Annotated in this window: 12 protein-coding genes and 2 pseudogenes; 10 read left to right on the top strand and 4 right to left on the bottom strand. The window is 69.7% G+C overall.

Features of this window, described 5'->3' with window-relative positions:
- The 3 genes and pseudogenes from FJ251_05055 to FJ251_05045 form a co-directional block, all read right to left on the bottom strand.
- A pseudogene (locus FJ251_05055) lies at nucleotides 1-2,014 on the bottom strand (DEAD/DEAH box helicase).
- Between the two features lie 344 nt (nucleotides 2,015-2,358).
- Complete coding sequence (locus FJ251_05050) at nucleotides 2,359-3,150, bottom strand: T9SS type A sorting domain-containing protein (protein MBM4117101.1); 792 nt, start codon at nucleotides 3,148-3,150, stop codon at nucleotides 2,359-2,361.
- 15 nt (nucleotides 3,151-3,165) lie between these two features.
- Nucleotides 3,166-4,653 (bottom strand): hypothetical protein, encoded by a 1,488-nt coding sequence (locus FJ251_05045; protein ID MBM4117100.1) that lies wholly within the window; start codon nucleotides 4,651-4,653, stop codon nucleotides 3,166-3,168.
- A gap of 178 nt (nucleotides 4,654-4,831) precedes the next feature.
- Here FJ251_05045 and FJ251_05040 point away from each other — a divergent pair, with 178 nt between their 5' ends.
- From FJ251_05040 to FJ251_04995, 10 genes and pseudogenes are all read left to right on the top strand, one after another.
- Nucleotides 4,832-7,006, top strand: a complete 2,175-nt coding sequence (locus tag FJ251_05040; protein MBM4117099.1) for a hypothetical protein — start codon at nucleotides 4,832-4,834, stop codon at nucleotides 7,004-7,006.
- Nucleotides 6,937-7,323, top strand: a complete 387-nt coding sequence (locus tag FJ251_05035) for a T9SS type A sorting domain-containing protein (protein MBM4117098.1) — start codon at nucleotides 6,937-6,939, stop codon at nucleotides 7,321-7,323. Before FJ251_05040 ends, FJ251_05035 begins: the two co-directional genes overlap by 70 nt.
- 103 nt (nucleotides 7,324-7,426) lie before the next feature.
- A complete protein-coding gene (locus FJ251_05030) occupies nucleotides 7,427-9,310 on the top strand; it encodes a hypothetical protein (protein MBM4117097.1) in 1,884 nt (627 codons plus the stop codon).
- A 319-nt stretch (nucleotides 9,311-9,629) separates the two neighbouring features.
- Complete coding sequence (locus tag FJ251_05025; GenBank protein MBM4117096.1) at nucleotides 9,630-12,179, top strand: hypothetical protein; 2,550 nt, start codon at nucleotides 9,630-9,632, stop codon at nucleotides 12,177-12,179.
- Between the two features lie 796 nt (nucleotides 12,180-12,975).
- Nucleotides 12,976-15,111 carry a hypothetical protein gene (locus FJ251_05020; GenBank protein MBM4117095.1) on the top strand — a complete coding sequence of 712 codons (2,136 nt, stop codon included), beginning with the start codon at nucleotides 12,976-12,978 and terminating at the stop codon, nucleotides 15,109-15,111.
- A 106-nt stretch (nucleotides 15,112-15,217) separates the two neighbouring features.
- Nucleotides 15,218-16,141 carry a hypothetical protein gene (locus FJ251_05015; protein MBM4117094.1) on the top strand — a complete coding sequence of 308 codons (924 nt, stop codon included), beginning with the start codon at nucleotides 15,218-15,220 and terminating at the stop codon, nucleotides 16,139-16,141.
- Nucleotides 16,142-16,268: 127 nt separating this feature from the next.
- On the top strand, nucleotides 16,269-17,153 hold the full coding sequence (locus FJ251_05010; GenBank protein ID MBM4117093.1) for a M23 family peptidase: 885 nt from the start codon (nucleotides 16,269-16,271) through the stop codon (nucleotides 17,151-17,153).
- Between the two features lie 19 nt (nucleotides 17,154-17,172).
- On the top strand, nucleotides 17,173-17,643 hold the full coding sequence (locus FJ251_05005; GenBank protein ID MBM4117092.1) for a peroxiredoxin: 471 nt from the start codon (nucleotides 17,173-17,175) through the stop codon (nucleotides 17,641-17,643).
- Nucleotides 17,643-18,416 (top strand): annotated as a pseudogene (locus FJ251_05000) (DMT family transporter). Before FJ251_05005 ends, FJ251_05000 begins: the two are co-directional and overlap by 1 nt.
- Nucleotides 18,417-18,789: 373 nt before the next feature.
- Nucleotides 18,790-19,803 carry an HNH endonuclease gene (locus FJ251_04995; GenBank protein MBM4117091.1) on the top strand — a complete coding sequence of 338 codons (1,014 nt, stop codon included), beginning with the start codon at nucleotides 18,790-18,792 and terminating at the stop codon, nucleotides 19,801-19,803.
- A 74-nt stretch (nucleotides 19,804-19,877) separates the two neighbouring features.
- On the opposite strand, the gene FJ251_04990 is transcribed toward FJ251_04995, so the two are convergent.
- The gene (locus FJ251_04990; protein ID MBM4117090.1) at nucleotides 19,878-20,705 is read right to left on the bottom strand and encodes a DMT family transporter; all 828 of its coding nucleotides are present in this window, start codon (nucleotides 20,703-20,705) and stop codon (nucleotides 19,878-19,880) included.
- Nucleotides 20,706-21,546 lie beyond the last annotated feature (841 nt).

Below are 21,546 nucleotides of genomic sequence, written 5' to 3'. Positions count from 1 at the left end.
AAAAGCTCCGCCCCTCGAACTCGAAGCGCTCGGGCGGCGCACCGAGGTGGGAGTCGAGGATGCTGCGCACGTAGGCGAGCACCTTCTCCTCCTCCCAGTACCCCCGCTCCTTGACCCAGTCCAGATAGGCGCGCAGCTCGCGCGAGAGCAGCGTGTGGTCGTGGCGGGCGCTCGAGTCGGGCAGGCCGGGGTAGAACTCCTCCGGCACGGCGCCGTAGCGGCGGTAGACCTCCCGCGTGCCGAGATCCAGCGAGCCCTGGCTGAACTCCGAGTGCCCGTACTCGCGCACGAAACGGCGCGCCTTCTCGACGTACTCCCAGTAGACCGTCCACATCTCGGAGAGCTTGACCTGACGGCCCGTGCGCCGGGCCACTTCCGACTCGAAGTAGGAGGTCGAGCAGAAGGACCAGCAGGTGCCCGTGTTGTACTGCCTGACGGGCGGGAAGTGGAAGGCCGCAGCGAAGGCCTCCGGGCCGGCGGGCTTGGCGATCCGCGACCAGTCGAGGCGCAGGCTTCGCTTCTCCTCTTCCTCCTGCTTGGCCTCGGCCTTGTAGCGCTCGTCGACCAGCTTCTGGAGCGAGTCGAGCGCGGCCTGCTTGGCCTCGCGCCCCTCCTTCATCTCCTCGAAGATGGGAAACTTGTAGGCCGGTTTGTAGACGGCCGGGTCGCGCTCGTCGCGGCCCGCGGCGCCCGCCGGCAGCGCCAGCACCAGGAACAGGAGAGTGGTCGACCCCTTCACGAACCGGCTGGCGATTCTGCTGCGCATCCCTTGCACTCCCTTCCTTGCAGGCGCCGCGGCGCGCTCCTAGCGCCCCCGCCTGAGACTGGGCCGCGTGGGCCGTCGGCGGTCGCGCTTCTCCACCGCCGGCCGCCCCAGGGGATCCCAGGGCGGCGGTGGAAAGGCCAGGCCCGCCACGTGCTTGTACTCGAGCGCCATGCCCAGCACCTTCTCGATGCGCCCGACCATCTCCAGGTCCTCGTGCGTGACGAAGGTGATCGCGTCGCCCGTGTGCAGCGCCCGCCCCGTGCGCCCGATGCGGTGCGTGTAGTCGTCCACCGTGGCCGGCATGTCGTAGTTGATCACGTGCGAGATCTGCGAGATGTCCAGCCCCCGCGCGGCGATGTCCGTGGCGACGAGGATCTGCGTCTTGCCGGCGCGGAAGCCGTCGAGCGCCTCCTGGCGCTCGCCCTGCGGCATGTCGCCCTCGATCACCGCCACCTTGAACTTGGCCTTCTGGAGCGCGAGGTAGACCGCCCGCGCGGCGCTCTTCATCTGCGTGAAGATGAGCACGGACTCGGTGTCCGTCTGCCGGAGCACGGCGATGAGCAGCTCGTTCTTGTGCGTGGGCGCCACGGCGTAGAGGGCGTGGCTGACCGTCTCCACCGGCGCGCGCAGGCCGATCTCCACGGTGACGGGGTCCTTCATGATTTCCGTGCAGAGCCGGCGGATGTCGTAAGGCATGGTCGCCGAGAACATCATCGTCTGGCGGCTGCGCGGCAGCTTGCGCAGCATGCGCTTCACGTCCGGCAGGAAGCCCATGTCGAGCATGCGGTCGGCCTCGTCGAGCACCAGCACCTCGAGGCCGGCCAGCATCGCCGTGCCGCGCTCCATGTGGTCGAGCAGGCGGCCCGGCGTGGCGACGACGATCTCCACGCCCTTGCGCAGGGCGTCGATCTGGGCCTTGTACTTGACGCCGCCGTAGACGGTCGCCGCGCGCAGTTCTGTGTGGACAGCGAGCGCCTCGACGTGCTCGGCGAGCTGTTCGACCAGCTCCCGCGTCGGCGCCACGATCAGCGCGCGGGTGTGGCCGCGCTCGCGGGCGAGCAGGCGGTTCAGGATGGGCAGGATGAAGGCCGCCGACTTGCCCGTGCCCGTCTGGGCGAGGCCGATGATGTCCCGGCCGGCCAGCGCAGCGGGGATCGCCTTCGCCTGCACGGGCGTCGGTTCGATGAAGCCGAGCTCCTCGACGGCGCGCGCCAGGCGCGGGTCGAGCTTGAAATCCGCGAAACTCACCGCATCCTCACTTGCCTCGGCGAGCACCGACCGCTGATCATTGCGGCCGTGTCGTGGGGGCACTGCAGGGGATTACCGGGGACCCAAAGGAGTACCCATCGCCGGCAATCACGGAATGCAGCGATCATAGTGCAAGATGGACCGGACGAAAAGCCTGAACCCCCAGCGCCCCGGAACCCTGAATCGCTGGCCGGAGCACTCCGGCGTCGCCGACTGCGTGGCGGCTGCGGGACTTGCCACGTGGCAAGAAGGGGGAGCCGGCCGGCTCCCCCTTTCCTGTGCAAGCGAGCTCGTTCCCGGGTCGCGCCCGTTGTTTCGGGCGCGAGAGGGAACGAGCGAGCGACCTATTTGAGTAGCGTAAGCTTCCTCATGTCCTCTACTCCCGCCGCCTCGAAGCGCGCGAGGTAGACGCCGCTCGCCAGCGGCGTGCCCGCCGCGTCGCGGCCCTCCCACTCGACCGCGTGCTCGCCGGCCTCGAGGCGCTCGTCGACCAGGGTCACCAGGCGGCGGCCGCTGAGGTCGTAGATCGCCAGGCGCGCCGGGCCCGCCGCGGGCAGCGAGAAGCGCAGCGTCGTCTTCGGGTTGAAGGGGTTGGGCACGGGCGCGGCCAGGCGCGGCAGCGAAGCGAGCGGCGTCTCCTCGCCGGGCACCGCGGTGAGCGAGCCGGTGACGTCGCCGTTCACCACCACGGCAAAGCCCTGCGGGCCCTCGGGCACGTTGGTGCCGCGCACGCGCAGGGTCCACTGGCCCGAGGCCGGGCTTGCGAGCAGCACGCGCTCGACCGTATTCAGCAGATCGAAGCTGCCGCCCGGCGCGCTGAAGCCCGAGGCGAAGACGTTGCCCCGGTAGCTCGTCGCGTCCGGCGCGATCAGCTCGAGGTCCAGGTTGTTGATGATGGGCGCCGCCGCGCCGGCCACGGCCGGCGGATCGGTGAAGACCAGCGTCACGGCCAGCTCCTGCGCGCTGCTGTTCACCGTGAGCGGATAGTCCACGCTCTGGCCGGTCTGGAGGCCGTCCGCGTTGCGTACATCGACGAGCCAGAGGCCGCGCGCCTCGCCCGTGAAGTGCAGCGCCTCGTCGAGCACGAGATGCCCCCAGCCCTCGCGGTTGGAGGGATAGCCCGCCACGCCCGACATGTCGTCGGCGGCGTTTTAGCCCGCCACGCCCGACATGTCGTCGGCGGCGTTGATCAAGGTCGCGCGCAGCAGCGCGCCCGAGGGCGTGAAGGCGTCGGCCGGCGTCGAGCTGCCGCTCGGGTATAAGCCCTCCGTGTAGTACTGCCGCGCGAGCAGGGCCGAGCCCGCAATGCCCGGGCAGGCCATCGAGGTGCCGCAGAGGCTGGTCGTGCCGCACGATGAGGTCGAAGCCGACACGTTGTTGCAGCCGGGCGCGTAGATCTCCGGCTTGCGGCGGCCGTCGGCCGTGGGACCCGTGCCGCCCGAGGCGTGGCTCTCGAAGTTCGGGTTGCTGGTCGCGCCCACCGCGAGCACGTTCTTCGCGTTCTCGGGCGTCTTCAGCGTCGAGAGATTGGTGACCGCGAAGGCCACCATCCCCTCCTCGTAGTCGTGGCTGTAGCGATCGATGTCGCGGCAGAGCGCGGTGTAGGCCGTCGTGCCGTCGTCGCCCCAGGAGTTCGTCGACACCCGCGCGCTGTAGCCGTGGTGCGTGACCAGCGTCGTGTACATGCTGAAGCCGCCCACGTTGTAGACGCTGATCGCCATCTTCGCCTCGTAGGCGACGCCGTTGGCATTGGTCGAGCCCGTCACCGGCGTCTGGTTGCCCACCGCCGTGCCCGCGGTGTGCGTGCCGTGCGTGCTCGTGCCGCCCGTCTGGTAGAGCACCTTGCGGTGGCTGGGGCCGACGGGGTCGCCGTCCGGATCGTTGAAGTAGCAGCTCGACTCGGCCATGCCGCTGTCGATGTGGCTGAGCACCTGGTTCTCGCCGTGCAGGCCGCGGTCCCAGAGCGCCTCGTTGCCGCTGACCGCCGTCTGCACGATCCAGACGACGTTGTTGTTGCGGTCCGCGTTCTCTGGCGCGTCCTCGATCCACTGCACGCCGGCCTGGCGGGCCAGCGCATGGAGCTGCGCGGGCGGCAGCACGAGTTCGAGGCGCGGCGCCGCGGCGTCAGCGATCACGGCGAGCACCTCCGCGCCCAGCTTGCCTGCGGCCGCGGCGACCTCTTCGGCGTCGCTGCCGCGAAAGAGCTCGACGCTGAGGAAGAGCCGGCCGTCGGCCGCGCGCGCGGGGTCGCGCCAGACGCGCTGGCCGATGGTCGGGCTCAGCGCATAGGCCGGCTGCCACTGGCCGACGAAGTCCACCGCCGCGAGCTTGCGCGCGGCCTCGGCCTGGGCGCCGGTCATCCGCACGAGCTGGGCCTGCGCAGGCAGGTAGCCGAGCAGCTCGGCGCCCAAGGCGCGCAGTTCGTCCTTGAGCGCCGGGGTGAGCGCCGTGCGCCAGTGGACGATCCAGTGCGTCGCCTCGTCGGGATCGAGGGGCAGTGCGCGCAGCCCGGGATCGGCGGGCGGGGTAACACCCGCCGCGAGATCGAGCGCGCCGGCGGCGAGTTCGATGCGCTGGGTGTCGGCGGCGGCAGGCAGAGCGAGAGCGAGCAGAGCAAGGATGAGCGCAGCGTGGCGCATGGGGCACCTCCGAGGGGAAAGCGGGGCTTTGATTTTCGGGCATCGCGGGAGTGCTCGCAAGGGAAAAACTGGGCATATCAGCGGAACTGTGGTATGATATTATCCGAATTGCCGCGCCGCGAAGGCGTGGCCTGTACCACTCGCTCGACACGCGACCCTTTTGCAAACGGAGAGGACCATGCGCCTGCTCAGACCCATGCTCGGGCTGGCCTTGCTCGCCCTGGCCTGCCTGCCCACGCTCGCCGCCGGAGCGCTGCTCGCCACCCCCAGCGCTCAGACCCAGCCGCTCGCCGCACTCGAAAGCGTCGAGCTCTACCGCGCGCCGGTCGTCGACGCCGCGCTCGCTCGCCTCGAGGACGAGGACCGCGAGGCCGAGGGCCTGCCGCCCCGCTTCGCCATTCCCTTCCCGGTCGAGCTGAGCCCCGCGAGCGCGGGCACCTGGGAGACCATCCCCGGCGGCAACCAGGTCTGGCGCCTGCGCGTCGCGTCGCCCGGCGCACTCTCGCTGAACCTCGGCTTCACGCGCTTCGCGCTGCCAGAGGCCGCGCAGCTCATCGTCTACGCCGCCGACTTCAGCGACGGCACGCGCGCCTTCACCGCGGCCGACAACGCCGCGCACGGCGAGCTGTGGACGCCCGTCGTGATGGGCGACGCGCTCGTCATCGAGCTGACCGTGCCGGTCAAGGCGGCGGATCGCGTCGAGCTGATGCTTGGCTCCGTGAACGTCGGCTACCGCGGTTTCGGCGAGCTGCTCGGCCGCGATCGCTCGGGCGCCTGCAACGTGGATGTCGTCTGCCCCGAGGGCGACGACTGGCGCAGCGAGATCCCGGCCATCGGCGTGATCTCGACGGGCGGCAGCACCTTCTGCACGGGCTTCATGGTGAACAACACCGCGCAGGATGCGCGGCCCTACTTCATGACCGCCAACCACTGCGGCATCAACACGGGCAACGCCGCCTCGCTGGTCGTTTACTGGAACTTCGAGAGCCCCACCTGCGGCCAGCACGGCGGCGGCTCGCTGGCCCAGAACCAGACGGGCTCCTTCTTCCGCGCCTCCTACTCGGCCTCCGACTTCACGCTCGTCGAGCTGGACGAACTGCCGAACCCGGCCTGGGGAGTCACCTACGCCGGTTGGGACAAGTCGAGCGCCGATCCCGCGAGCGCCGTCGCCATTCACCATCCGAGCACCGACGAGAAGAGCATCAGCTTCGAGTACGATCCGACGAGCACGACGAGCTACCTGGGCACAGCGATCCCTGGCGACGGCACGCACATCCGCATCACGGACTGGGATCTCGGCACCACCGAACCCGGCTCCTCCGGCTCGCCGCTCTTCAGCCCGAACCACCACGTCGTCGGCCAGCTGCACGGCGGCTACGCCTCCTGCAGCAGCCAGACCTCCGACTGGTACGGCCGTTTCTCGGTGTCCTGGACGCACGGTCTGAGCAGCTACCTCGACCCGTTGAACACCGGCGCCGTCACGCTGGACACCTACGACCCCTACGCCACCGGTATGCAAGTGACGCCCGGCACGGGTCTCGCCGCGAGCGGCGACCAGGGCGGGCCCTTCTCACCCGCGAGTCAGGTCTACACGATCGAAAACGCCGGCGAGACGGCCTTCAGCTTCCAGGTCACCGACGACGCGGCCTGGGTGTCGATCGCCGGCGGCAGCGGCGCTCTGAACCCCGGCGCCACGGCGCAGGTGACGGTCAGCATCAACAGCGCCGCCAATGGCCTGCCGCAGGGGCTGCACAGCGCGACCGTGCAGTTCACGAACACGACGAACCACCACGACGAACCACGACGGGGACACGACCCGTCCCGTGAGCCTCCAGGTCGGCGTGCCCACGCTCCAGTACAGCGTGAACATGGACACGAACCCGGGCTGGACCACCCAGGGTCAGTGGGCTTGGGGCGATCCAACCGGCCAGGGTGGCTCCGCCCACGGCTTCGCCGATCCCAACAACGGATACACGGGCACGAACGTCTATGGCTACAACCTGAACGGCGATTACACGAACAACATGCCCGAGTACCATCTCACCAGCACGCCCTTCGACTGCTCCGCGTTCAGCGCGACGCGGGTGAAGTTCCGCCGCTGGCTCAACGTCGAGCAGCCGGCCTACGACCACGCCTACCTGCGCGGGGGCAAGCACGAACGGCACGAGCTGGACGCAGGTCTGGACCAACGGCAGCGAGATCACCGACAACAGCTGGCAGTACCTCGACTACGACATCTCCGCCATCGCCGATGGTCAACCAGCGGTCTACCTGCGCTGGACGATGGGGACGACGGACGGCAGCTGGCTCTACAGCGGCTGGAACATCGATGACGTGGAAATCTGGGGCCTGAGCGGTGACCTCACGGCGGCCGGCGAAGGCCCGGCGCCCGCGCGGAGCGCCCTGCTCGCCGCGCTGCCCAACCCCTTCAACCCGAAGACGGAGATCCGCTACGCGCTGGCCGCGGCCGGCGAGGCGCGCCTGGCGGTCTACGACGTGGCCGGCCGCTGCGTGGTGACGCTCGCCAGCGGCCACCAGGAGGCGGGCCAGCACAGCGCACGCTGGGACGGCCGCGACGCGGCGGGTCAGCCGGTGTCCTCGGGCGTGTACTTTGCGCGCCTGGAGGCTGCGGACGGCGTCGACACGAGCAAGCTGACCTTGCTCAAGTAGTCGCACCCGGGTCCGCTGGCGCGCCCCTCTCGCGGGGCGCGCCAGACGGATGCGGACTCCCCTGTCGGGACTTCGCCGCCCATTCACCAAGGAGAGCACCACCATGAGACAGGCTTTGACACTTTGCTTCGTCCCTCTGCTGCTCTGGGCCATGGCGGCGCCGGCCGCCATCCCCCAGACCATCAGCTACCAGGGCATCCTGCGCACGGCCGGTGGCACCATCGTGGTCGACGGCAACTACAACCTCACCTTCAGGCTCTACTCGGTGCCCGCGGGCGGCGCCGCCCTGTGGACCGAGACGCAGACCCTCGCCGTGGCCGATGGCGTCTTCAATGCCAGCCTAGGCAGCGTCAGCGCGCTTGCGCTGGACTTCAGCAATCCCTACTGGCTGGGGGTGGCCGTGGGCGGCGCGGCCGAGTTGACGCCGCGCATCGCGCTGGCGGCCGGACCCTACAGCCTCAACGCGGATCGCCTGGATGGCCTCAGTAGCGAAGGCTTCGCGGCCTCAACGCACATGCACAGCCTCGATGCACTCAGCGATGTCGGTGTGGCCGGCGCGATCAGCGGACAAGTGCTCACCTTCAACGAGCCCACCTTCAACGAGGGAGCGGGCGAATGGCAGGCCATGACCCCCGCCGCCGGCAACGACGGTGACTGGACGATCGAAGGCGACAATATCTACCGCTATTCGGGCAAAGTTGGCATCGGCACGGCGCCGTACAAGAAGGTGCTGCCCGCAGGAAGGGCGGATGATCGACAGTCCAGGGATGCCTACCATTCCAAGCTCCAGGTCCACGCCTCGACGCCTGCCCAGGAGGGAGGCGCCTATGTCGAGTTCATCGACAGTGACAACGCCAGCGACGCCAGAGCCGCCATCTTTGGCACCCGCAGTTCAGGTCTCGCCAATCCCGGCTCGGGCTATGCCATCTATCAGACCAACAACGCCATCACGGGCTGGAACAGCTGGGGAGACAACTACAGCTTCGGCGTCGCGGGTTACACTTACTTCGACACCCCCTACACGGGCGGCGTGCTGGGCTGCAATCAAAGCAGCAGTGTCTGGGGAGCGTTGGGCTATCAGGACGCATCCTACACGGGCTGGGGCCTCTACACGCCCAGTCGGGGCTATCTGGCGGGACCTGTCGGCATCGGCACCACTGCGCCCGCTCGGGCGCTCGAAGTCGACAATCCTGCGGGCAGCGCCATCCTGGGCAAGGTCACCTTCGTCGGCATGCAGGACTACGTGGGCGTCGAAGGCTACTCGGTGCCGGCGCCTTTCTACGGCATTGGCGGCCGCTTCGAGGGCGGCCATCACGGCGTCGAAGGCCTCGTCTTCCCCACCGGAACCGGCTCCTTCTATGGCGTGCAAGGCATCGCCAACGGCGGCACCGGTGGGTACAACTTCGGCGTCTACGGCTATGCCAACGGCGCCGGAATGAACATTGGCGTCTACGGCGAAGCCTACAGCGGCACCAGTCAGTACGCCGGCTACTTCAACGGCAACGTCTACGTGGCGGGTACGCTTTACAAATCTGCTGGATCCTTCAAGATCGACCATCCGCTCGATCCCGCCAACAGGACGCTCAGCCATTCCTTCGTCGAGAGCCCGGACATGATGAACGTCTACAACGGCAACCTCGTGCTTGGGCCTGATGGCAGTGCCTGGGTAGAGATGCCAGACTGGTTCGAGGCGCTCAACCGCGACTTCCGCTACCAGCTCACAGCGATCGGCGCGCCTGGCCCGAACCTCTACGTTGCCGAGAAGATGACGGACAGTCGCTTCAAGGTTGCAGGTGGCGCGGCGGGCCTGGAAGTCTCGTGGCAGGTGACGGGCATCCGCCAGGACGCCTACGCCAACGCGCACCGCAAGGACCGCGGCCTCTACCTGAACGCGGAGGCCTTCGGCCTGCCGGAGAACATGAGCGTCGATTATCAGCATCGCAAGAACCTGGACGTGAGGAGAGCGACCGGCGAAGGCGGCCACTAGGACGACGCCTGCCAGACCAACGGCATCATGGGCCCGGCGGCGTTGTCGTCGGGCCTCATTGTTGTCGAGGAGGCGAGACCTCCTGCCCGGTATCTCAATTGCGACACGGACGCGCTATTTGTTTCACATATGTGGATGTCGGGTCGGAATCGCTAAGAATCTGTCAACACTGTGATATCCTCTGCAACGCCGTTCGATGCTCGGAGCTGTGACGCCGGCATGGGAGGTGAGAGCGTCGCCGGCACCAAGCAGCTCCGGGGGACTGGCTGCACATCGGTCGGACTCCCCCTGCTGCACGCACCGGGAGGAGAACCATCCGATGAAAAGCGCATCCGCTCTCTGGTTCGTGCTCGTGCTGGTCTTGGCGGCGAGTACGATGGCGGCCGTCCCGCAGAGGATCAGCTACCAGGGCATCCTGCGCGACGCCGCCGGCACCATCGTCGCCGACGGCAACTACACCCTCACCTTCAGGCTCTACAGTGTCGCCAGCGGCGGCAGCGCCCTGTGGACCGAGAGTCAGACCCTCCCCGTCGCCGACGGTGTCTTCAACGCCAGCCTCGGCAGCGTCACGGCGTTCACGCTCGACTTCAGCAGCCCCTGCTGGCTGGGCGTGGCGGTGGGCGCCAATCCAGAGCTGATGCCACGCATCGCGCTGACCGCCGCGCCCTACGGCCTCAACGCCGATCGCCTCGACGGCCTCAGTAGCGAGGCCTTCTCGACCTCGACGCACTCGCACACCCTGGACAACCTGAGCGATGTGAGCGTGCCCACACCTTCAACCGGGCAGGTGCTGACCTACAGCGCCGGCGCCTGGGTGGCGCAAACCCCCGCCGCCGGCAACGACGGCGACTGGGTGATCAGCGGCGACGACATCTACCACCTCGCGGGCAAGGTCGGCATCGGCAGTGCCCCGGCTAGAACGCGTACGGATCCAGAGAACGCCGAGCGCCAGGGCCGGGACGCCACCGTCGCCAAGCTGCAGGTGTTCGCGGCGACTCCCGGCCAGGAGGGAGGCGTGTACGCCCGGCTCAACGAGTCCGACAACGTCTCGGACGAACGCGCCGCGGTTTACGCTGAGCGTGCCTCCGGGTTAGGCAACCCCGGGGCGGGATACTTGCTTCACCAGACCAACAATGCGATCACCGGTCGGAACATCTATGGCGACTCCTATACTTTTGGCATCGCTGGCTACACCTGGTTCGACTCGCCGTACACGGGCGGCGTCCTTGGCTGCGACCAGTACAGCGGCACCTGGGGGTCCCTGGCCTACGCGGATGCCTCCGAGGCATCCTGGGGCATCTACACCCCCTACAACGCATACCTCGGCGGCACAGCCACACTGGGCGGCTTCAAACTGCCACCGGGCGGCGGCGCTGGCAAGGTGCTGACCTCGGATGCGAGCGGCGCGGGCACCTGGCAGAATCCAGCGCCCGACGGCCAGTGGACGGCGAGCGGGGACAACCTGTACCGGAATCTGGGCAAGGTCGGCATCGGCACCGTGCCCGCGCGCCTGCCAGCAGGAGATGCCCAGGCCGAAGCCCGCGCCGGCCGAGACGCCACCGCGGCCAGGCTGCAGGTCTACGGCGCTGCGCCTGCCCAGCAGGGCGGCGTCTACGCCCAGCTCAACGACTACGACAATGGCTCGGACGCCCGCGCCGCGCTCTACGGGCTCCGTGACTCCGCGCTGAACAACCCGGGGACCGGCTACGGCTATTGGCAGACGAACAACGCGGTGACGGGCTGGAACAACTGGGGCGACCCCTACAGCTTCGGCGTCGCGGGTTACACGTACTTCGACAATCCGCACACCGCCGGCGTGCTGGGCGGCAACGAGAACGTGAGCGTGTACTTCGACAATCCGCACACCGCCGGCGTGCTGGGCGGCAACGAGAACGTGAGCGTTTGGGGCGCCCTCGGGTACCAGGACACGAACTACAACCACTGGGGTCTCTACACCCCCAGCAACGCCTACGTGGGCGGGCGTGTGGGCATCGGCACACTCTACCCCGATCGACCGCTTCTCATCGAGGGCTCCGACGATCTCTTCTGGGCCAAGCGCCTGTATGGAGGCGTTGCCGCGGATGAGGTAGCTGTTCAGGGGCTTTCGAAACCCTACGACGCCTACGGCTGGGGAGGTTGGTTCGAGGGCGGCTCCATCGGCGTTCGCGGAACCGTCTACCCGGTCGGCGGCATTGGCAGTGGGCCGTACTACGGCGTCTACGGGCACGTCTTCAATCCCACGGGTACGGGCAACCGCTACGCAGTCTACGGCCGTGCCGAAGGCGGGGAGTACAACTACTCCATCTACGGCTACGCCCCGGGGCCCTATGGGATCAGCTACGCGGGCTACTTCTGGGGCAACGTCCACGTGGCGGGCACCCTGAGCAAGAGCGCCGGATCCTTCAAGATCGATCACCCGCTGGATCCCGAGAACAAGACCCTCAGCCACTCCTTCGTCGAGAGCCCCGACATGATGAACGTGTATAACGGCAACATCCTGCTCGGTGAAGACGGCTCCGCTTGGGTCGAACTGCCCGCGTGGTTCGAGGCGCTCAATCGCGACTTCCGCTACCAGCTTACCTGCATCGGCGGCTTCGCACCCGTCTACGTCGCCGAGAAAGTCCAAGGTAACCGCTTCCGGGTGGCTGGAGGGACAGTGGGCCTGGAGGTTTCCTGGATGGTGACGGGCATTCGCAAGGACGCCTATGCCAACGCCCACCGCATCCCGGTCGAGGAGCTGAAGGCCGACAAGGAGCGGGGACGCTACCTGAATGCGGAGGCCTTCGGATTGCCTCCGGACAGAGACATCGGTCACCAGGCGGAGAGGAGCTCTGCCCTGACGCAAACTGCCATAGAAGCCGGCCATTGAGTTGCGCGGCGTGCGCCTGCCAATCGTGACAAGCTCCGATGGTGCGGTTCGACGTTGCGTGGCGATGCGGCGCGGTCGACCTAGCCCTTGCGATCCCGGCCGATCCTTGCGATCCCGGCCGATGCTCAGATGTCCAGATGCCACGCTCAGTCGGGGCAGCGAGGCCCATCTCGGGGAGCTCCTGACTGCGGCTAGGGCGAGAATGCCCGGCGGCTTCGCCGCCGGGCATTTTCGCGGCGGCCTCCGCTCGCTCACGCCATGTCTCACGTGCGCAATCTGTCGGTGCCAGCGCCGACGGCTGGGCCGCCTGTTTCCTCGCGGGTGACCGCGTGATACACTCAAGCTGCACTGAAGCGCGGGCCGGGACCCCAGGTGAGGCCGATGGGCTGGGACGTGGTCACGTTCTTCGCGAGGCGAGCGATCATCGCTAGCGATCGCCCCAATACCGAGGTGCGTTCCCTACAGTCGGCCCTCGCGCAGCTGCAGTCTCTAGGTGGGCGGGACATGCCCACCCCTACCCCCTCATCCGATGCCGATCCGCAGTCCCCGGCGCCGCTCCTGGGTCGCGGGAGTTGTGGCGCCCTGCATCGCCGCAGCTGCAGTCTCTAGGTGGGCGGGACATGCCCACCCCTACCCCCTCATCCGATGCCGATCCGCAGTCCCCGGCGCCGCTCCTGGGTCGCGGGAGTTGTGGCGCCCTGCATCGCCGTGAGGGCCAACCCAGGAGCACGCGGCCAGCGTGAACGCCATGGCAGAGAGAGCGCTTCCCAGCGCACACCCGAAGGAGGATCACGCAATGCGCAGAGCGATCACACTCAGTCTCCTCGTCCTGCTCGCTGGGTCGGCGGCCGCGCGGGCGGCCGTCCCCCAGACGATCAGCTACCAGGGCATCCTGCGCGAGGCCGGCGGCACGATCGTGGCCGACGGCGACTACGCGCTCACCTTCAAGCTCTACAGCGCGGCCAGCGGCGGCACGGCGCTGTGGATCGAGACGCAGACGCTCGCCGTCGTCGATGGCGTGTTCAACGCCCTCCTGGGCAGCCTCACGCCGCTGGGCCTGGACTTCGCGAGCCTCTACTGGCTGGGCGTTGCCGTCGGCGGCGGGGCCGAGTTGACGCCCCGCATCGCGCTGGCGGCCGCGCCTTACAGCCTCAACGCCGACCGGCTCGATGGCCTGAGCAACGAGAGCTTCGCCGGTGCCAACCACACGCACGCGCTCGACGCCCTGAGCGACGTGAGCGTGCCGGCCCCGACCGATGGCCAGGTGCTCAGCTACAGCGGCGGCCAGTGGGTGGCGGCCGGCCTCGGCGGCGGCGGCGACGACGGCGACTGGGTGATCAGCGGTGGCGACATCTACCGACTGACGGGACGCGTCGGCATCGGCACCTCCTCGCCGCAATCGCCTCTCGATCTACAGCGAGTCGGCAGCGCCGCGCGCGAACGGATCAAGGGCTATGCGAACAACCCCAACGCCTCCGCCGTCCTGCGCCTCGCCAAGAGCCGCGGCAGTGCTCTGGGCCAGGACCTCAGCGTCCAGCTCGGCGACACCCTCGGGCTCGTCGAGGGCGTCGGCGTCAATGCGAGCAACCAGGAGGGCCTCGCGGGCAGCATCGCCTTCCTCGCCGCCGACACGCCCGGCCCGCTCTTCGTGCCCGGCTACATCAGCCTTTCCACCTGTGACGGGACATCCCCGGCCGCCGAGCGCCTGCGCATCGGCAGCGGCGGACAGGTCACGCTCTTCGGCTCGCTCGACGCGACGGGACATCTCCTGCGCAACCTCCAGAATCCGAATTCCGCCCAGGACGCCGCCACGATGAGCTACGTGGACTACAGCGTCAGCAGTGCCGCCACCTGGACGCGCAACGGCAACGACCTCTACCGGGTCGTCGGCACCGACACCCTGATGGCGATTCGCAGCGACGGCAAGGTCGGCATCGGCACGACGGCGCCCAGCCAGCGCCTGCAGGTTGCGGGCGGCCTGCGCCTCGTCGACGGCAGCCAGGGCTCAGGGAAGGTGCTGACCTCCGACGCCACTGGCGTCGGCAGCTGGCAGAACCCCGCCGTGGTCACCGACAGCGACTGGACGATCGCCGGCAACGACATCTCCCACGTGCCGGGCAAGGTCGGCGTCGGCACCGCCAGCCCGCAGGCCAAGCTGCACGTCCAGCAGACGGCCGCCGAGACGGCCTTCCGCGTCGACGACGAGGCCGGGGACCCGACGCCCTTCATCATCGATGACGAGGGGAGGGTCGGCGTGCAGACCGCGAACCCGGGCTATGCCCTCGACGTCGCCGGCGACCTGCGCGTGACCGGGGCCATTCACGGCACGGCGGACGACGCGATCGACGCCGACCAGCTCGACGGCTACCACGCCGGCAACGCCGCCGGTCAGGTGCCCGTCAGCAACGGGGGCAGCCTGGCGACGAATCTGAACGCGGACCAGCTCGACGGCTACCACGCCGGCAACGCCGCCGGTCAGGTGCCCGTCAGCAACGGCAGCCTCGCGGCGAATCTGAACGCCGACAAGCTCGACGGCTACCACCTCGCCGAGCTGCGCAGCGCCCTGCTGCCGGCGCAGACCTTGGAGCACCACGGCGGCACCTGGACCTGGACGGAGTCCGAAACCTTCGAGAGCTTCGTGAGCCTGCAGGGTTCCGGCGAGCTCTATCAGCTCACATCCTACTACTCGGACAATGGCTACTACGAAGGCCCGATCGTCCAGGTCATCGTCGACGGGGTGCCGGGGCATGAGATCGCGTTGCGTTATTTCCCGATCAGCACGTATTATCACCAGGGTGCGCAGATGTACATACACTACTATCAGGTCTGCATGGACTTGCGGTTCAACCAGTCGCTGGAGATCCTGTACAAGGTGGACCCAGGCAGCTCGCGCGGACCGCTAGGGGCGGTCTACGGCAGGGACATCCCCTGAACCCGCTTCGGTCCAGAGATCGCCTTGAATTGCGGGCTTAACCGGCGGACGTTTCCGCGCTATGCTCGCCCCAACCCTGCGGGGCCATTGCGCGGAGGTGTGGACGATGTCACGCCCGTTCGCCATGCTGCTTGCCTGCCTGCTCGCGGCCTGCGCCGGCTGTCAGCACTACACGATCGAGGTCACGCTGGACGCCGACGGCGGCGGCCGCCGCGTCACCGAGCTCGCCTGCGACGCGCCCGGCCCCACGCCCGAGGCCGCCCTCTCCCACTTCCGCGAGGGCTTCGCGCTCAGCGAAGCCGCGGGCTGGCAGCGCGTCGAGCGCGCGGACGAGCCGCAGCGGCTCGTCTTCCGCCGCGAGCGCAGCCTGGCCGCGCCCGCCGACTGGAGCGGCCTCAGCGGCGAGATCGCCATCCCCGGCCGGCCCGGCACCGCGGCGAGCGGCGTGCTCTTCGCGAACGCGGTGGAGGTTGAGCTGACCCCCGTCGACGGCGGCCGCAGCCTCAGCTACCGCGAGCGCTTCGAGTGGCAGGGCATCCTGCCCGCCGCCGCCGGGATCCTCGGTGAACTGGGCGAGGCGGCCCTCGCCGCCGACTACCCCGCGCTCGACCCGCTGGCGCGCGCCGAGCTGCGCGGCCTGCTCGCCGGCGCCGCGCTGCGCTACATCGCCCTCGAGCAGGAGGACGCCGGCGAGCCAGCCTACGAGACCTTCCTCACTGCCCTCGCCGAGCAGGCGCGAGGGATCGTCGCGCGCGTCGCGCCGAGCGCCGCGGCGGACGCCATCGCCGAGCGCCTCGACGGTGTGCTGCGCGGCGGCGGCGAGGAGGGCGACCAGCGCGTCGCCGAGCGCCTGCCGGGGCTGGACCTCGTCGCGGCGACGGATCTCGAGCTCCGGCTCACGCTGCCCGGGCCCATCGGCGAGACCAACGCCGACCGCGTCGAGGGCAACACGGCCGTCTGGGTCTTCGGCCTCAGCGACGCCCTGCTCGAGCCCGTCCAGCTCTACGCCCGCACCCGGGTCGGCGACTAGTCCGCTTGCCCGCGCGCGGCGCAGCCGCTATCCTGGCGGCAGCGCCCGCCGCACCCGGGTCGGCGACTAGTCCGCTTGCCCGCGCGCGGCGCGGCCGCTATCCTGGCGGCAGCGCCCGGAGGACCCGATGCCGCGCCCGCTGCGTGCCGCCCTGACCCTCGTCCTGCTCGCCACCCTCGCGCCGCCGCGCGCGCGGGCGCTCGCCATCGATTGCCCGGAGGCGGTACCCGAGGGAACCGCCTTCGTCCTCACGCTGCGCACGGCGCTCGACACGGACTCCCTGCACGTCGAGTGGCTGGGCGCGACGCTGCGGCCACCGCTTGCGACGACCGCCAAGGCGCGCGTCGCCCGGCTCGTGCTCGGGCTGGGCATGCGCGAGCGCCTCGCGGGCGATCGACACACGCTGCGCGTGCGCGAGTGGCGCAGCGGCGCCGAGATGCTCATGGTGCGCGAGATCCGGCGCGAGCCCCGCGCCTACCCCGAGCAGCACCTCACGGTCGAGAGCAAGTACAGCCAGCTCTCGCCCGCCGACAGCGCGCGGGCCGAGCGCGAGCGCCTGCGGGTCCGCGAGACGCTGGCGCGGGTGAGCCCCGCCGCGGACTGGCCGCTGCCCCTCGGCCGGCCCGTCGCCGGCGAGCCGAGCAGCGACTTCGGCCTGCGCCGCTTCTTCAACGGCGAGGCGAAGAGTCCGCACAGCGGCCTCGACCTCAAGGCCGCGGACGGTACGCCGGTGGCGGCCTGCGCGGACGGCCAGGTCACCCTCGCCGAGGAGCACTTCTACGCCGGCAACTCGGTCTACCTCGATCACGGGGACGGGCTCTTCACGCTCTACTTCCACCTGTCCGACATCGCCGTGCAGCCCGGCCAGCGCGTGGCGCGCGGCGAGATCATCGCCCGCACAGGTGCGACCGGCCGCGTGACCGGCCCGCACCTGCACCTCGGGGTGAGCGCGCAGGGTCAGCTCGTCGATCCCGAGCTGCTGCTCGCTCCCGCCGAGGCCGCCAAGCCCTAGCTCCGCGCAAGGAGTCCGCATGGCTGCCGCCAAGCTGCCCGCCTTCAACCTGAAGAACCAGGACGGCGAGACCGTCAAGCACACGAGCCTGCGCGGCTCGTCCTGGCTGCTCTTCGCCTTCCCCAAGGCTGCGACCAGCGGCTGCTCCGTGCAGGCCAAGGGGATGAAGGACGAGGCGCGCGCCTTCGCGGCCCGCGGCGTCAAGGTGCTGGGCCTCAGTCCCGACGCGCCCGCGACCCTCGCCCGCTGGAAGGCGAAGGAGGGCTTCCCCTTCGACTTCCTCTCCGACCCCGAGCACGCGCTGCTCGAGGCCCTCGGCGCCTGGGGCGAGAAGTCCATGTACGGCAAGAAGTACATGGGCGTGATCCGCTCGCACTGGCTGATCGACGCCGAGGGCCGCATCGTCGACGCGCATGTGAAGGTGAGCCCGGCCGAGAGCGTCGAGCGGGCGCGCGCGGCGATCACGGCGCGCAAGGCCGGCAAGGACTGATGCAGGCCCAGCGCCGCGCCACGCTCTTCGGCCTTGCGACGGTGCTGCTCTGGTCCACCGTGGCGACGGCCTTCAAGCTCAGCCTGCGCGCGCTCACTCCCGCGCAGCTCCTCGCCTGGTCGGCGGCGGTGGCGCTGGTGATCCTGATCGGGTTGCTCTTCGCGCGCGGCGAGGCGGCGGCGCTGCGGGCGGCGCCGCGCGCGGCGATCCTGCGCGGGCTCTTGCTCGGCCTGCTCAACCCGGCCGCCTACTACTTCGTGCTCTTCGCCGCCTACGACCGCCTGCCCGCGCAGGTCGCCCAGCCGCTCAACTACACCTGGGCACTGACGCTGGGCCTGCTCTCGATCCCGCTGCTCGGCCAGCGCTTCCGCCCGCGCCTGCTCGCGGCGGGGCTCGTGGCCTACGCTGGCGTGCTGGTGATCTCGCGCCAGGGCGAGGGCGGCTCGGCCGACGCGCTCGGCGTGGCGCTCGCGCTCGGCTCCACGCTGCTCTGGGCGCTCTACTGGATCGGCAACGCGCGCGGCGCGCTGCCGCCGGTGGCCAGCCTCCTGCTCAACTTCGCGGGCGGGCTGCCCGCGATCTGGCTCATCTGCGCGCTGACGGACGGCCTCGCCCCCGCCGACTGGCGCGGCCTCTGGGGCGCGCTCTACGTGGGCACGATCGAGATGGGCGTCACCTTCGTGCTGTGGCTCACCGCCCTGCGCCTGGCCGAGAGCGCGGCGCGCGTGGCGAACCTCATCTTCATCGCGCCCTTCCTGTCGCTGATCTTCATCGAAAACGTGGGCACGATCGAGATGGGCGTCACCTTCGTGCTGTGGCTCACCGCCCTGCGCCTGGCCGAGAGCGCGGCGCGCGTGGCGAACCTCATCTTCATCGCGCCCTTCCTGTCGCTGGTCTTCATCGCGCGGGTGGCCGGCGAGCCGATCCACGCGGGCACCCTGGTCGGCCTCGCGCTGATCGTGGCCGGGCTCGGGATCCAGTCGCGCGGCTAGCCCTGATCCATCAAGAAGCCTGCGCACAAGCGGCGACGCCGCGCGCCGGCTCGCGGCGTCGGTCTTCCTTGGCGACGCACTTGACGCTGGGGATTTTCATAGTATATTGTGAGCCTCCCAACCTCCCGCGACCTCGTTCTGCCGAGGTCTCTCCATGTCCGAATTCGTGCCGAATCTCCCCGCCGCTGGGGTGGATGCCCGCCTGCGCGCGGCCGTCGCCGAGTTGCGACGCGCCGAGCAGAACGCCGTGCTCTGGTTCGCCGAGCTGATGCGCCGCCGCCTCTACCGCGACTGCGGCTACGCCAGTATTCATGCCTACGCCGAGGCCGTACTCGGCTTCGGGCAGGCGAAGACCTACCAGTTCATCCGGCTCGCCGAGTCGCTCGATAGCCTGCCCCAGCTGCGCGCCTCGGTCGAGGCCGGCGAGATGCCCTGGACCAAGGCGCGCAGCGTGGCGGCGGTCGCCACGCCGCGCTCCGAAGGCCAGTGGATCGCCATCGCGAAGACGAGCAGCGCACGTCAGCTCGAAGTACGGATTCGCGAGAGTCGCCGCGAGGCGGAGGAGGAGTCCGGGCAGGGCGTGCTGCTGCCGCCGGCCCCCGCGGCGATCCCCACGCCCGCGCCGAAGGCTCAGGTCAGCTTCACGCTCGAGCCGGAGCAGCACGCCCGCTGGCTGGCCATCGTCGAGCGGCTGCGCAAGCAGGGGCACGCCGAGGCGAAGGAGGAACTGCTGCTGGCCGCCTTTGTCGCGCTGGCCGAGTCCGAGTGTACACGTGTACAAAACGAGCCGCCCTACGAGGTCGTGATCTACCGCTGCGAGGAGTGCGGCGCGGCGCGCCTGCCCGACGGGCGCGCCCTGGCGCCAGCAGTGGCCGCGCAGGCTGCCTGCGACTGCCGCGAGCAGCGGGACGGCAAGCCCAACCGAGCCTCGATTCCCCCGGCAATGCGCCGGCAAGTGCTCGCGCGCGATGGCCATCGCTGCCAGGCGCCGGGCTGCCGGGCCACGCGCTTCCTCGAGGTGCATCACCGCGAGCCACGCCGGCGGGGCGGCCGCAACAGCGCGGCGAACCTGATCACGCTCTGCGCGGCCTGCCACCGTCTGCTGCACGACAGCGGCGCGGGCCTTGCCGCCGCCCTGCAATTGGCGGCCTTGCCGAGCACCGGGTAGCGCAGGCAAGCGAGCGCAAGCGCCGGCCGATGAGGGCGCCGATCGCCAAGTCCACACCGGTCGTGGGCGCGCGACTAGCCCTGCGTCACCAGCAGGATGCCGCCGATGGCGAGCAGAGCGGCGGCGAGCTTCACCCAGGTGAAGCGCTCGCGCAGGAAGAGCGTGGCCAGAATGAGCACGAAGATGGTGCTCGTCTGGTTGAGGATGGCCGCCGCCCCCGCCTTCGTGTACTTCATGCCAGCGATCCAGAGCAGAAGCGCCAGGCAGGAGCCGAGCAGCGTGCCCGGCAGGCTGAAGCGCCAGTTGGCCGCGGGCTTGAACACGCCGAGCAAGCGCCGCCGCTGCGGGTGCAGTAGCGCCGCCGGCAGCATGACGGCGAGCGTCGCCACCTGCCGCAGCGTGGTGGCCCAGATCACCGGGCTGCGCTCGAGCGCCGGCTTGGCGATGACGATGGCCAGGCCCACCGTGCCCATCGCCGTCAGTCCGTAGGCGACGCCGGCGACGAGCTGGCGCCGGCTCAGGTGCGCGCGGGAGTGGTGATAGGACGCGAGCACCACCGCCGAGATCACCAGCAGCATGCCGAGGAGCTGCCAGACGCTCAGCCGCTCGCCGAGCAGCAGGAAGGCAAAGGTGACGATGAAGGGCGAGTAGGTGGCGTCCACGATGGCCGTCAGCCCGGCACCCAGCCGGTTCAGCGCCCGGTGGAAGAAAGTGTCCGAGATCGCGATGCCGAGGATGCCGCTCGCGGCGAGTCGCAGGTAGTCGCCCGCGGGCAGGTCGGGCAGCCAGGGCTGGCCACTGAGCGCGACCAGGGGCAGGAAGACCACGAGCGAGATCCCCACGCGGAACAGGTTCAGCGCGAAGGGCGAGACCGTCTCGCCCGAGCGCTTGAAGAGGATCACGGCAAAGGCCCAGACCAGGGCCGCGCCGAGTGCGTAGAAGCGCGAAGGGCGAGACCGTCTCGCCCGAGCGCTTGAAGAGGATCACGGCAAAGGCCCAGACCAGGGCCGCGCCGAGTGCGTAGAACTCGCCCATCCTGCCTCGCGCCGCCTGAGAAGACGGGAGGATGCGACATGCGGTCTGGGAGTGCAAGGGCCTGCGCGCGGCTCAGAACACCCAGGGCGAACGATGGTCCAGGGCAATGACGATGACGATCAGCGTGAGGCTCGCCGCGATCAGGGGAATGCCGACGGCCGCTCTCAGGTAACGCCCGGTCCGGGGGGTCTCGGTGCGAGAGCTCGCTGAGGTCGGCCAGGGCGAGGCGGACTTCCCGCGGCTTGCTGTTCCAGGCCGAGTCGGGGCGGGCGTCCAGCACCAGGCTGTCGGCGGTCACGGCGATCAGGGCGCCCTCGCCGCTCGCGCCCTCCCGCGTCCGCCACCGGAGCCGCTCGCCGACCGCGAGCGCGACGACCCTGAGATCGCGTCCCTGACCCCGCTCGGGGCGTCCAGCGCCAGAAGCGGCTGTGATTGCTGCACGGCGCAGCCGGCCAGGAGCACTCCCAGCATGATGATGGCGCCGGACCTCAGCCACGCCCTCATGTCGCGGCCCTTCCGATCAGGATGATACAGGTCAGCGAGAGCGCGCCGAGCACCGCCAGGAAAGGCCAGTCGAGGCCCCCCACTTCCCGGAAGCGCAGTCCGCCGCGAATCGCGCTCAGGGCGACCGCGCTGCGCTCACCGGCGACCTCGCCGCGCCGGAAGCGGTCGGCCGCGCCGGAAGCGGCCGGCCGCGGCGTTCGCCCC

The sequence above is a fragment of the bacterium genome (assembly GCA_016873475.1).
In the GTDB taxonomy this organism is placed as follows: domain Bacteria; phylum Krumholzibacteriota; class Krumholzibacteriia; order JACNKJ01; family JACNKJ01; genus VGXI01.
Note: the sequence above shows the minus strand (reverse complement) of the source record. Positions and strands in the feature narration are given on the sequence as shown.